Genomic DNA, 12,465 nt, shown 5'->3' on the forward strand with positions numbered 1-12,465 from the left:
CCCCTCACTGGCCCTGGGCGCGGTACGTGGCCTCGACGGCGTCCTTGGCCGGGCGCCACCAGGCCTCGTTCTCGCGGTACCAGCGGACCGTGTCCGCCAGGCCGGCGCGGATGTCCGTGAACTGCGGCTCCCAGCCGAGCTCGGTGCGCAGGGCGGTGTTGTCGATCGCGTAGCGCAGGTCGTGGCCGGGGCGGTCAGCGACGAGGTCGTAGTCGTCCGCGGGGCGGTCGAAGAGCTCGAGGAGGATCTCCACGATCTCCCTGTTGTTCCTCTCGCCGTCCGAGCCGATCAGGTATGTGCGGCCGATCTCGCCGCGTTCGAGGATGCGCAGCACGGCCGAGGAGTGGTCCTCCGTGTGGATCCAGTCCCGGACGTTGATGCCCTGGCCGTAGAGGCGGGGCCGGACGCCGTCGATCAGGTTGGTGATCTGGCGCGGGATGAACTTCTCGATGTGCTGGTACGGCCCGTAGTTGTTGGAGCAGTTGCTCAGCGTGGCCTGCACGCCGAAGGAGCGGACCCACGCGCGCACCAGGTGGTCCGAGCCGGCCTTCGAGGCCGAGTACGGGCTGGAGGGGTTGTACGGGGTGGTCTCGGTGAACTTCGCCGAATCGTCCAGTTCGAGGTCGCCGTAGACCTCGTCCGTGGACACGTGGTGGAACCGCTTGCCGTGCTTGCGGACCGCCTCCAGGAGGACGAAGGTCCCGACGATGTTCGTCTGGATGAACGGGGAGGGGTCGTTCAGAGAATTGTCGTTGTGGGACTCCGCCGCGTAGTGCACGACGGCGTCCGACTCCGCGACCAGGCGGTCCACCAGGGCCGCGTCGCAGATGTCCCCCACCTCGAGAGTGACGCGGTCCTCGGGCAGGCCGGCGAGGTTCCCCCGGTTGCCGGCGTAGGTGAGCTTGTCCAGGACGACGACGTCGTGCCCGGTCTCGCGGACGACGTGATGGACGAAGTTCGATCCGATGAACCCGGCGCCGCCGGTGACGAGGATGCGCATGGGGTCAGGGTATCGGGGCAAGTCGCTCTTCCGCGGCCTCACGCACTGCCTAGAAGTCGCCTTCGATGACAGTCCAGCTGGGGGCCAGAAGATGGGAGCGACCGCCGTTTTCGGTTCGAGAGAAGAACCACGGAGCGATCACCTGTCGTCCTGGATTGAGGACGTCGCCGATGTATCCGCCCCAATACGAGAAAGTGGAATTGGTGATGATGAGGCGCTTCGCGTGGCTGATCGCCTTGAGGTCATGCGCGATGTCGCCGTCTTCGTACTCCACCGGGGCGAACTCGGAGAGAAGATCATTCACGTGTTCGCGACACCAGTCGAGGCCATCTGAGATGACGACGATGCGACCCACGGGCCCCTGGGTGCGCACGGCTTCTGCGAGAGCCGAACGCAGGTACTCCTCCTGGTCCATGCCGAATTGGGCCCGATGCCTTTCGACGCTGTAGTAGTCGCCTCGCCGAACATTGACGACGATCGCATCGTCGTAGGAATCCGTCGCCGGGGAGACTGCAGATCCTGGGAGGAGATCATCGCGAATGAAATCTTCAAGTAGGGGTGGCGCAAAGCGGCCGGTTGATCGCTCCTCTTCTTCCCACGGGCGCACCCGCTGTGCAGTGAAGGGCACGTGAGACCGCCGCAGGAATCTCTTCTCGCGGAGACGTGGGAACAGCTCGATCACGCCCACCCTGTTCTCGGGAAGCAAGACGAACCGGGGCTCCCCCAGAGAGGCCCCCTCGTACGCCCAGAACCCCTGGTAGAGGAGATTCCCCAGCCCCATCCACTCGGGAGCCCACGAGACGGGCGCCCCCCGTCGAACGGTTCGGAGAATGCACGCCTTGACGGCACCTGCAGCACGCATGAGTTCAACCTAAGTCATGGTGCGGGGACAGGCAGCAACGCCGAGCCCGTGCTGGACGACGTCAGATGAACGCGTCATCGGGGATCGCCAGCCATTGCGGGAGCAGCAAGGGAGACTCACCTCGCGCGTACAACCGGTTGAAGTGCAGGGGTGCCTGGACGCTCTGCGGGCGGTCGTTCACAGGCATTGCACTAGCCAGGTATCCACCCCAGTAGGAGAACGTCGAGTTCGCCAGGACCAGGTGCCGCCCACCGGCGAGCTGTGCCAGGTCGTTGAACATGTCATGTGCGCCCGGAATCGTCCCCACGTCCCCCCAGGCCGAGAGGAAGCCGAGGTTCTCGCGGCACCAGTCGACGTCATCGGAGACGAGAATGATTCGACCTGCCTCGTCTCGAGGAATCCTCGCCACGGCGGCCCGCACGTACCCGGCGACATCGAACCCGAAGTTGGCACGGTGGACCGGATCGGAGTAGTAGTCCCCCCGACGCACGTTCACCACGACTGCCCCGCGGTCGACCTGCTTCAGACGCACCTGAAATCCGCTGCTCGCCAACAACCTCTCGCGCGCGAAGTCCAGGAGGTCACGAAAGAACCAGTCCTGGTAGGTCTGCTGGCCCCACTCGACCGTTCGCTCTTGCCGGAAGGACACATCCTCTTCCCGCACCGTGAGATCCCTGAGGGCGGGGAACTCCGTCAACCACGGCTCCATCTTGGGCTTGTAGCGCACCAGCCACGGACGTCCCGTCTCCCGGCGGCGCACCCAGGCCGTGGCCCACAGGTAGAGGAAGTTGCCGCCGTTCATCGGCTCTGCCCCCCAGATCACGGGAGGGTCGGCGCGGCGCACCGTGGCCAGCACGCCGGCAGCAATGTCTCGGGGCGTCCTCATCCTCATCAGGCTCCGCATCGGTGGCCTCCTCAATTCCGCCGCCACAACCGACGTACCCGATCTCAGCGTACGGGCCAGGCCCTCGCCCCCGACTGGATCGTGCGACGCCTAGGCTGGCCGTATGAGCGTCGACGTCCTCTACGTCCGTCCCGGCGGCAGCGGCTGGGGTCCCGTCGACATCCTCGCGCGCCTGGCCGCGCGACTGCTCGAGGGCCGACTCGTCGAGATCGAGGACCGCGGCGCCGCCTCGTGGGTCCAGCGCGCGTCCGTGCTCCTGCCGCGCGGCCGGCGGGCCCGCGGGCGCCGCCTCCTGGTGCTCGCCGGCAACCCCGCCGCCCTCGCCCTGGCCGCGCGCCGGGACCTGTGGTGGCCCGGGCACGAGTCCACGGCGGCCTGGGTCGTCGACTCGTTCTGGACCGACCGGATCGCCGGGATCGCCCGGCACCGGCCCCACTTCGACCGTCTGTTCGTGACGGACCCGGACCTCGTCGACGAGTGGGCCGCGCTGACCGGCCGCCCCGTGGACGCGCTGCCGTGGGGTTCGGACACCCTCGCCGTCGCCGCCGACGACGGCCCCCGCCCGGTCGACCTGCTGCGCCTGGGCCGCCAGCCGGAAGCCTGGGACGACGACGCCCGCACCGCCCGCGAGGCGCAGGACCACGGCCTCGCGTTCCGAGGCCGGCCGCCGTCGTCGCCGGATCCGTTGCGGAACCAGGAGGCCGTCCGCGCCGCGCTGGCGCAGGCGCGCCTCGTGCTCGCGTTCTCCAACCTCGTCAGCCCTGCCCCGTACACGCACCCGACCCGCGACTACCTCACGGGCCGATGGACGGACGCCCTCGCGGCGGGATGCCGCGTGGCCGGCGTCGCCCCGCGGTCCGCGGCCACGCTCCTGTGGCCGGAGGCCACGCTCGAGGTCTCGCCCGACTCCCGCGCCGAGGCCTGGCCCGTGCTTGCGGAGGCCGCCGCGGCCTGGACTCCGGAGCGGGCCGCCGAGCAGCGGCGCCGGGCCCGCCGGGAGCTGGACTGGCGGCTGCGCCTGCAGCGGCTCTGCACCGCGATGGGTTGGCCCCTCCCCCCGGGCCTCGACGCGGAGCTGGCCGCCCTGGGCTGAACGTCGCCCCCCGGACTGCCCTCCGACCCGCCGCACCCGACAGGAGACCCGATGCCCTCCCCCCTCGACCTCGCCCGCCAGGCCAAGCACCGCCTGTTCCTCCTCCGCCGTGCCCGGGAGGTGGTCCGTCAGGCCGCCGCCGTCCGCGGCTCGGAGCGGTTCGCCCGCGAGTACGCCCTCGCCTCGGCCGGGTTCGACCTGCCGGAGCTGCCGGCGATGTCCGGCCCGTGCGCCGTCGCGATGGTCCGCGACGAGGCGGACGTGATCGAGCGCTCCGTGCGCCACCTCGCGGACCAGGGGATCCCGCACATCGTCGTCGTGGACAACGGGTCGAAAGACGCGACGCCGGACATCCTGCGCCGACTGGCCGAGGAGATCCCGGGGCTCGTCGTCGGCGCGGACCGGGAGCCGGCCTACGTGCAGTCGGCCAAGATGACCCGGCTGGCCGACCTGGCCTCCGCCGCCGGCGCCACGTGGGTGGTGCCGTTTGACGCCGACGAGCTGTGGTTCGGCGCCGAGGGCACGCTCGCCGAGGCCCTGGCCGCCACCGACGCACCCGTGCTGCGCGCCGTCATGCACAACGCGTTCCCGGCGGCGGACGGCTCCGGCCCGCTGCTGGACACGACCGCGCACTTCGACGTCAAGGTCGCGTTCCGCCCGCGCTCCGGGGCCGTCCTCGAGATGGGCAACCACGAGGTCCTGCGTCCGGGCGTCCGCGCTGAGGGCCTGCGGATCCTGCACCTGCCGTGGCGCTCCTTCGAGCAGTTCGCCCGCAAGAGCCGCACCGGCGCGCAGGCGATCGCGCTCGCCGACACCTCCGAGGACAAGGCGTACCACTGGCGCCGGCTCGGGGCCCTCGACGACGACGCCCTGCGCGCTGCGTGGGAGGCCCTCCTGGCCGGGCAGCCGCTCACGGACGCGGCCTGGTACCCGCGGGGGACGCTGCGCCCACTGCGCTCGGACGCCCCGACCCGCTGGGACGAGGTCTGAGCCTCAGCGCGTCTCGGGCGGCCGTCGGGCCTCCCACGCGGAGCGGACCATGTCCTCGACCGTGTGGCGGTTCTCCCACCCGAGGTCACGCGCGGCGAGGGAGCCGTCCGCCACGATGCGCGCGGGGTCCCCGGGACGGCGCGGCTCCACGACCGGGTCGACGTCGCGCCCGGTGACCCGGCCGACGGCCTCGATGATCTGCCGGACCGAGGTGCCCGCCCCGGAGCCGAGGTTGTAGACCGGGGCCAGGGCCCGGCCCTCCGCGAGCGCACGGGCGGCGGCCACATGGGCCCGGGCGACGTCGGCCACATGGACGTAGTCCCGCACGCACGTACCGTCCGGCGTCGGGTGGTCGGCGCCGAACAGGCGCGGGCGCTCGCCGCGGTCCAGGGCGCGGAACACGAGCGGGAAGAGGTTGTGGGGGCTCGTGTCGGACAGCGCCGGATCCGCGGAGCCGACCACGTTGAAGTAGCGCAGGCTCGTGTGCCGGAGTCCCGTGGCCCGGCCCTGGTCTGCGAGCAGCCATTCCCCGATCAGCTTGCTCTCCCCGTAGGGGGACTCCGGGGCGGTCGCCGTCGCCTCCGTGACGCGCTCCACGTCCGGGGTGCCGTACACGGCCGCCGAGGAGGAGAAGACGACGGCGGGGACCTCGGCCCGCTCCATCGCCTCGAGCACGCCCAGGGTGCCGCGCACGTTCACGCGGTAGGCGGGCAGCGGCTCGCGGACGGACTCGCCCGCGAACTTGTACCCGGCCACGTGCACGACGCCGGCGGCGCCCACGCGCGTCAGGAACGCCGCCACCTGCCCGACGTCACCGACGTCGGCCCGGAGCAGGGGCACGTCGGCGGGCACGAAGTCCGCGAACCCGGTCGAGAGGTCGTCGACGACGGCCACGTCCATGCCCGCCCCCTGCAGGGCGCGCACCACGTGGGCGCCGATGTACCCGGCCCCACCGGTCACCACCCAGGTCATGTGGTGCCCCGGCCGCGCCCCCGACGGAGCAGTCGTGCCCTCCGGCCCGACGGTGCCCAGCGGTATCGCACCATCCCCTCGAGGGCGCCGACATGAGCACCCACACGGGCGGACCAGGCGAGCTGTGCCCCCTCGTCACGCCGCGATGCCGGGAAGGCGGCCGCGCCTCGCACCACCTCCAAAGCGGACCCCTTCAGACTGGGCCCTTGCATCGGGCTGTCACGATAGCGGGTCCACAGGTAGATGCGACCGCGTTGCTGGATGCGCTGCTGCCGGAACAGGCTTCGTGGTTCGGACTTGAGCCGATAGTGGACGACCGCCTGGGGCACACTCACCACCCGCATCCCGGCCTGCTGGGCCCGCCAGGCGAAGTCCGTCTCCTCCGCGCCACCTGGATACGAGGCGTCCATCCCCCCGAGGGCGAGGTACGCCGATCGGTGGATCGCGAAGTTGCCCCCGGCCACTGTCTGAAGATGGCCGGCGAAGCCGCCGGGGTTCTCTTTCACCGTCGTCGGGCGGGCGAGCTCGTCGACCTTGGGGTCCGGTCCGATCCGGTAGGCGGCGAGGACCTCGGGCGAGTTGAAGCGCCCGTGGTGGAGTGCACCGGTGGCGATTCGAGAGGGATCGTCCACGACGGCGTCGGTGAGGGATCGCACCCACGCGCGGCCCACGAGGTCATCAGCGTCGCAGAAGAGCAGGATCCTCCCCCGCGCTGCCCGAACCGCCACGTTGCGCCCGTGGGACGCGCTCGCCGGTCCCGAAGCGTCGACAACCCGCACGGTGAAGGGAACCGGCTCCTGCAACGCGGCCTCGCGCGTTCCGTCGGTGCTGCCGTTGTCCCCGATGACCACCTCAAAGGAGGGGGCATGCACCTGGGAGGCCAGCGCGCGCAGCTGCTCGGGGATCCACTGAGCAGCATCCTTCGCCGGGACGATCACACTGACGATCGGTGTACCGGCAACCGCCGACTCGTTCATGTGCCGGCCTCCCCGTCCACATCGCGAACTCGTCGGGCGGGCACACCGGCGTACAGGCCATTCGGCTCGCAGTCTTTGGTGACGACGGCGCCGGCCGCGATGATGCACCCTGCACCGACTTTCAGTCCCGGAAGGATGATCGCGCCGGCCCCGATCCACGTGCCGTCGCCGACCACCACCGGCTCCGGCCCACCTTTTCCGGCCCGCATCTCCGGCCCGCCGATCGGGTGCTTCGCGGTGATGATCATGGACCGCGGACCCATGTAGACGTTCCGCCCCAAGGCAACGGGGCCGTTGTCGATGAAGACCTCACGGTTGAGATAGCACCCCTCTTGCATGGTCAGCGCCGAGGGGTCCAGCACCCTCACCTCAGCGGAGAACCAGGATTCCCGGGCGCCCTGCAGGCCGAGCCGTGCGAGGAGGACGGGACGCAGGCGGTTCGGGAGGACTTCGGAACGCGACGCGACAAGAAGGAGACGGCGAGCGGTGGCACCTCCGGGGATTTTCATGCGCGCTCCTCCCCCTGCCTCGTGATGGCCATGCCGACTCCTAGGGCGCTGGCCGGCCGGCGCTTCCGCGGCACGTATACCTCGGCCTTGCCCCAAGCGTGGCCGGCCGCAGTGTTCAGGCGCATCCACACCCCGGGCCAGTCACGCGGTTTGCGACCGGCCGCCATGAGAGCAGCGCTACCAGCTGCGCGCGCCAGCTCCCCCCAGGGGCTGGGGAAATGCGAGCGAGCGTTCAGCCCATAACGGTCGGCAACCAGAGCATGAGCGTAGGCCGATCGTCGGGCCAGTCGGGTGCGGAAGCGCAGGTCCCATTTCCCACGGAAGGCGATACGCACCGCGGGGGCTTCATCCACCGCGATGCCCAGGCGGTGCGCCCTGACGCCGAAGTCGTTGTCCTCGTAGACCCCTCCCAGAGAGATGTCGAAGCCGCCGACGCGTGTGTAGACGTCCCGGGTCGCACCGAAGTCCCCGCCCATCAGGACGGGGAATGCCTCGCGGAGGTCTCCGGGGATCACGTCCGTCCAGTCAGCCCTATCGCCCATCGCCGCACGGATGCCCTCCAGTCCTCCGGTCATGTCGGCATCGCTCATGAGCTGGGCTCCACCCGACCACAGGGGCGTGACCGAGAAGGCCCGCGCGCCGTTGCGCACCCACCACCGGGACACCACATCGTCGGCGTCGGCGAACATCAGGAGGTCCGCGTAAGCATGCGCCGCCCCCACATTTCGTGCGAATCCCGGGCCTTGGTGCCCGGGTGCGCTCACAAGACGCAATGGGTATGAGACCTCCCGAGCCAGCCGGCGGGCCACGAAGGCAGTTCCGTCGGTGGAGGCGTTGTCCACGACGACGACCTCGTAAGAAGGAGCTCCGCTCTGGGCATCCAGGGCCTCCAACTGCAGAGGGAGGAAGCGCTCTGCGTTGAACGCGGGGATGATCACGCTGATTTCTGGCAGCGCGCTTGTCTGGCTCACAGCTCGATCCTATCCCGGTAGGGTGCCCGGTAGACACGCACTCACCGAGCGCTGAAGGGACGTCGAAGTCGCACATGAAAGGCATCATCCTGGCCGGCGGCACCGGCTCCCGGCTGCACCCCATCACCCATGGCATCTCGAAGCAGCTCGTGCCCGTCTATGACAAGCCGATGATCTACTACCCACTGTCCACGCTGATCTTGGCGGGCATCAGCGACATCCTGGTCATCACCACCCCGCACGACGCGCAGCAGTTCCAGCGGCTCCTGGGCGATGGCTCCCAGTTCGGGATCTCGCTCAGCTACGTCCAGCAGCCCTCCCCCGACGGCCTGGCACAGGCGTTCATCCTCGGGGAGGACCACATCGGCGACGAGCATGTCGCGCTCGTCCTGGGGGACAACATCTTCTACGGCCCCGGCATGGGCCAGCAGCTGCGCCGTCACACCCAGGTCGACGGAGCCACCGTGTTCGGCTACTGGGTGGCGGACCCCAGCGCCTACGGCGTGGTGGAGTTCGACGACGCCGGCAAGGCCATCTCACTGGAGGAGAAGCCTCAGGAGCCCAAGAGCAACTACGCGGTGCCCGGGCTGTACTTCTACGACAACGACGTCGTCGAGATCGCGAAGGGCCTCAAGCCGTCGGCGCGCGGCGAGCTGGAGATCACCGACGTGAACCGCACCTATCTGGAACGCGGCAGCCTCAACGTGGAGGTCCTGCCACGCGGCACCGCATGGCTGGACACCGGCACGTTCCACGACCTGAATGACGCGTCCAACTTCATCCGCACCATCGAGTCTCGTCAGGGCCTCAAGGTCGGCTCCCCCGAGGAGGTCGCCTGGCGCCAGGGTCTGCTCACCGACGACGAGCTGCGCCAGCGAGCCGAGCCGCTCGTGAAGTCGGGGTATGGGCGGTACCTCCTGGAGATGCTCGAGTCCGGGCGGTGAGCGCGCAGAACCGGGCCGGGCGGGGCCGGCCGGAGACCGCTCCCGAGCCGTCCAGCGCCGCGGGCGTCCGGCACGTCGCTTTCGCGTGCCGCTCCACGGCCCTGGCCGGAGGCATCACGACGGTCGTCGACGAGCTGGCGACTGAGTTCGTGCGGCGAGGCCTGACCGTCTCCTACCTGTCGATCCACCCGCCCGCCGGAGAGCCGCGCGTCCCTGGGCCGGTGTTCGAGGTCGACCGGCTCCGGCACTGGACCGCGGACCATCCCCTGGCAGCGGACCACCCGGGACCGCTCGGGGCGAAGCTGGCGGTCAAGACGGCTCTCACCCCGCTCTGGCGGCGGTGGCGGGCCCGGCGCCTGCGCCGGCACCTCGCGCGATTCGGCGGGGACACAGCGATCGTCTTCGCGAACCCCGACACGCTGACCTGCCTCAGCGAGGCCGGCCACGTCCGGCCCGAGGCAGACGCCCCGTTCCTTGTGGCCCACGTCCACACCAGTCCGGAGGGCCTGGAGCGGATGGGTTGGGACGTCCCCTTCCCGGCCCTCGACGTCGTCGATGCCGTGGTGGCCCTCCACCCGTCCTACATGCAGCCGATCGCTGACACGCAGGGCGTTCCTGTGGGCGCCATCCCGAACCCGAGCGGCACCGTACCCGCGGCCGCGCCGCGGGAGGACGCAGACGGCAGGAGGCGGATCGTCTCCTTCGGACGTCTGTCCGCCGAGAAGCGCGTCGACCTGACTATCCGGGCGTTCGACGCCCTCGCGGCGGACGTGCCCGACGTCGTGCTCGAGGTCTGGGGCACCGGGGACCAGGAGGAGGCCCTGGCCCGCCTGGCCGACGAGTCGGCCCACCGGGACCGTATCCGCTTCTGCGGCTGGTCCGACGACCCGGCGGCCGTGTTCACTGGCGCGACGCTGCACCTCGTCGCCTCCGACTTCGAGGGTCTCTCGATGTCGGCGGTCGAGGCGCTGCGTTGTGGCGTCCCGACGGCGGGGCGCCCCGTCTCGGCCGGGCTCGCCGAGCTCCTGGACCGGTGCGGGCTCGCCCTGCCGGGCGCCGAGCCCGCCGAGATGGCGGAGACCCTCCGTGCCCTCCTGGACAGCCCGGACCGGCTCGCCGGGCTCATCGAGGCCTGCGGGCGCGTCGGCTCGGACTTCGAGCCTTCGGTCGTCGCGGACATGTGGCTCGACCTTCTCGCCGCGCGGGACATCGCCGTCATCCCCCACGCCTGCCCCCGCACGGCGGCCGCGGCATCGTGAGCGATACCTGTATCAACTACCACGTACGCATCCGCGCACGGGCGGCACCCACTCCAACGCACCCGGCATGCGCCGCGTCGAGGTACGACCGTCTGCGTCAGGGGTCGGACGCCAGCGAACGGGACACGTCTGTGAGAGTGGCGATTCGCTCCCGCATCGCTTCATAGCCACGCCCGGTGAGGTGGACTCCGTCACGACGGAGCATGCCCGGCGACGAGAGGGCCTCGGTCGGATCCCACCATTCGACCCCGGCGGCGTCTGCGGCCTCCTGCAGTACCGCGTTTGCGGCGGCAGCTTGGTCTTCCCTACCAACGAGCGGAGGAACACCGATGGCGAGGACACGCCCCGGGGTCGCCCTATAGAGTCGCTCAGCGTCCTGGCGCAACTGACGCAGTGGCGTCCCGGTCAGGACGTCATTCGTGCCAGCCAGCACAATCGTCGCCTGCCCCGACATTGCCGTGCCGGCCACCCAGTGTTCAACTTCCGCCGTCAGCGCTCCGGCCTGCCCCCGCACGGCGACGGGCCGGTCGAGGATCTCACTCCATGGCCCGTACTGCGCATGGGAGTCGCCGACGACCACGACTGCAGCGCCTGGGAGCCCATCGAACTGCTCTGCCGCATACGTGTCATACGCCGGCCGGCGAGGCTCGACGATGCCTGCTTCCTCGGTCAAGGTGCGAATGCCCATGTGCCCCACGACCCACAGGAGGGCCGCGACCAGCAATCCGTTGAGGACCGCAGAGGCCAACATCAGGTAGACCCTGGGCCCGTACTTCGCGTTCGTCCGACCCGCCCCGGGTCCGGGCCGTCCCGGGCTCACGGGTGCGCTACCTCGCCCAACAGGCCACGGATCCGCCGCCCGAACTCCTCCTCGGAGAACCGCTCGGCGTGTCCCTGCATCGCCGCCCGGTCCCAGTCATGCGCCAGCAGACGTCCCACCCCCTCGGCCACCGCCTCCACCGTCGGTTCCTTCACGAACACCCCGTTGACGCCTTCCACGATGGTGTCCAGGTAGCCGCCGGCCCGCAGCGCCACGGTGGGCACGCCCCACGCGCTCGCCTCGAGCGGCGTGATGCCGAAGTCCTCGTGGCTCGCGGCGATCAGTGCCGTCGCGTGCGCGTACGCCCAACGCAGCTGCGCGTCCGTCAGGTCTTGGCCGAACACCACGTCCTCCCCCGCCATCGCCCGCAGCCGGGCCTCCTCCGGGCCCTTGCCGACCACCACGAGCGGCCGCCCCGCGCGGGCCGCTGCCTCGATCGCCACGTCCACGTGCTTGTAGGGCATGAGCCGGGCCACCGACAGCAGGAAACCGTCCTCCGCCAGCCGCTCGGCACCGGGGATCGGCTCGTGCGGGCCATCCGTGCTCACGGAGTGCGGCGGGAACACGAGGTCCACGCCGTCGAGCCCGTAGACGGCTTCGATCCGCTCCCTCACCACCGTGGAGTTGGCCACATAGCGCGATCGACGCCGGACGGCCGTGCGGTCCCACCTGCGCAGACCCGGGCGCAGCACGCGGGCGATCCGGCCCTTGATGCTATCCCGTCCGCCCTCGCCCAGGTAGTCGTCCAGCAGGTACACCCAGCGCGCCGGGGTGTGACAGTAGACGAGCGTGGCGCCGTCGTAGCGGAATCCGTGCGCCCAGCCGGAGGTCGAGACGACGGCGACCGGCTCCTTCACGTGCATCATCGAGGACGCCAGGGGCAACAGCGGCAGGGCCCGACGCGGGTCCTTCCGCAACACCCCCACCCGGTTGAGGGGTGAGGCGATGACGCGTGCCTCCTTGAACTCCGGGAAGGTCCCCTCGGGGTCGTAGAACGTCGTGTAGATGGGCGCATCCGGCCACATCCGGTGCAGGGCGAGCACCACCCGCTCCGCCCCGCCCTTCTGAGTGAAGCGTCCCGGGTGTGATGCCGCTTCCTTTCGAGTTCGAGAGGATGTTGTTCATGCCGAAGAAGTTCGATCCCGAGGTGAAGGACCGCGCGGT

General features: G+C 70.4%; 13 protein-coding genes and 1 pseudogene. 4 read left to right on the top strand and 10 right to left on the bottom strand.

Translation table 11 applies throughout. The annotated features are described in order from the left end of the window. Positions 1-4 precede the first annotated feature (4 nt). The 3 genes from rfbB to ACI2K6_RS15690 form a co-directional block, all read right to left on the bottom strand. A complete protein-coding gene (rfbB, locus tag ACI2K6_RS15680) occupies positions 5-1,000 on the bottom strand; it encodes a dTDP-glucose 4,6-dehydratase (protein WP_396747643.1) in 996 nt (331 codons plus the stop codon). 49 nt (positions 1,001-1,049) lie between these two features. Continuing rightward, a complete protein-coding gene (locus ACI2K6_RS15685; RefSeq protein WP_396747640.1) occupies positions 1,050-1,682 on the bottom strand; it encodes an alpha-1,2-fucosyltransferase in 633 nt (210 codons plus the stop codon). Between the two features lie 241 nt (positions 1,683-1,923). Continuing rightward, positions 1,924-2,718 carry an alpha-1,2-fucosyltransferase gene (locus ACI2K6_RS15690; RefSeq protein WP_404568975.1) on the bottom strand — a complete coding sequence of 265 codons (795 nt, stop codon included), beginning with the start codon at positions 2,716-2,718 and terminating at the stop codon, positions 1,924-1,926. 151 nt (positions 2,719-2,869) lie between these two features. Between ACI2K6_RS15690 and ACI2K6_RS15695 the strand changes: the two genes are divergently transcribed. Next, positions 2,870-3,859, top strand: coding sequence for a hypothetical protein (locus ACI2K6_RS15695; protein ID WP_396747634.1), 990 nt, complete (start codon positions 2,870-2,872; stop codon positions 3,857-3,859). A 51-nt stretch (positions 3,860-3,910) separates the two neighbouring features. Then, positions 3,911-4,849, top strand: a complete 939-nt coding sequence (locus tag ACI2K6_RS15700; protein WP_396747631.1) for a glycosyltransferase family 2 protein — start codon at positions 3,911-3,913, stop codon at positions 4,847-4,849. 3 nt (positions 4,850-4,852) lie between these two features. Here the strand turns inward: ACI2K6_RS15700 and galE are convergent, their stop codons facing one another. The 4 genes from galE to ACI2K6_RS15720 all read right to left on the bottom strand — a co-directional run bounded on the left by galE (position 4,853) and on the right by ACI2K6_RS15720 (position 8,278). Further along, positions 4,853-5,821: a UDP-glucose 4-epimerase GalE gene (galE, locus tag ACI2K6_RS15705; protein ID WP_396747628.1), complete on the bottom strand. Its 969-nt coding sequence runs from the start codon at positions 5,819-5,821 to the stop codon at positions 4,853-4,855. Continuing rightward, positions 5,818-6,798, bottom strand: a complete 981-nt coding sequence (locus tag ACI2K6_RS15710; RefSeq protein WP_396747625.1) for a glycosyltransferase family 2 protein — start codon at positions 6,796-6,798, stop codon at positions 5,818-5,820. Before ACI2K6_RS15710 ends, galE begins: the two co-directional genes overlap by 4 nt. After that, positions 6,795-7,160, bottom strand: coding sequence for an acyltransferase (locus ACI2K6_RS15715; protein ID WP_404568976.1), 366 nt, complete (start codon positions 7,158-7,160; stop codon positions 6,795-6,797). The genes ACI2K6_RS15710 and ACI2K6_RS15715 overlap by 4 nt, the downstream gene beginning before the upstream one ends. A gap of 143 nt (positions 7,161-7,303) precedes the next feature. Next, positions 7,304-8,278 carry a glycosyltransferase family 2 protein gene (locus ACI2K6_RS15720; protein ID WP_396747619.1) on the bottom strand — a complete coding sequence of 325 codons (975 nt, stop codon included), beginning with the start codon at positions 8,276-8,278 and terminating at the stop codon, positions 7,304-7,306. A 74-nt stretch (positions 8,279-8,352) separates the two neighbouring features. Here ACI2K6_RS15720 and rfbA point away from each other — a divergent pair, with 74 nt between their 5' ends. Together rfbA and ACI2K6_RS15730 are read left to right on the top strand one after the other, a co-directional pair. After that, positions 8,353-9,222: a glucose-1-phosphate thymidylyltransferase RfbA gene (rfbA, locus tag ACI2K6_RS15725; protein ID WP_396747616.1), complete on the top strand. Its 870-nt coding sequence runs from the start codon at positions 8,353-8,355 to the stop codon at positions 9,220-9,222. Further along, positions 9,219-10,481: a glycosyltransferase gene (locus ACI2K6_RS15730; RefSeq protein ID WP_396747613.1), complete on the top strand. Its 1,263-nt coding sequence runs from the start codon at positions 9,219-9,221 to the stop codon at positions 10,479-10,481. Before rfbA ends, ACI2K6_RS15730 begins: the two co-directional genes overlap by 4 nt. Positions 10,482-10,578: 97 nt before the next feature. Here the strand turns inward: ACI2K6_RS15730 and ACI2K6_RS15735 are convergent, their stop codons facing one another. The 3 genes and pseudogenes from ACI2K6_RS15735 to ACI2K6_RS15745 form a co-directional block, all read right to left on the bottom strand. After that, positions 10,579-11,232: a GDSL-type esterase/lipase family protein gene (locus tag ACI2K6_RS15735; protein WP_396747610.1), complete on the bottom strand. Its 654-nt coding sequence runs from the start codon at positions 11,230-11,232 to the stop codon at positions 10,579-10,581. Between the two features lie 65 nt (positions 11,233-11,297). Continuing rightward, the gene (locus ACI2K6_RS15740) at positions 11,298-11,876 is read right to left on the bottom strand and encodes a glycosyltransferase (RefSeq protein ID WP_404568977.1); all 579 of its coding nucleotides are present in this window, start codon (positions 11,874-11,876) and stop codon (positions 11,298-11,300) included. Between the two features lie 3 nt (positions 11,877-11,879). After that, a pseudogene (locus tag ACI2K6_RS15745) lies at positions 11,880-12,350 on the bottom strand (glycosyltransferase family 4 protein); the annotation flags it as partial. Between the last annotated feature and the right edge of the window lie 115 nt (positions 12,351-12,465).

Origin of the sequence: Microbacterium sp. NPDC006705, from assembly GCF_044903545.1 — a bacterium.
GTDB lineage: Bacteria > Actinomycetota > Actinomycetes > Actinomycetales > Microbacteriaceae > Microbacterium > Microbacterium plantarum.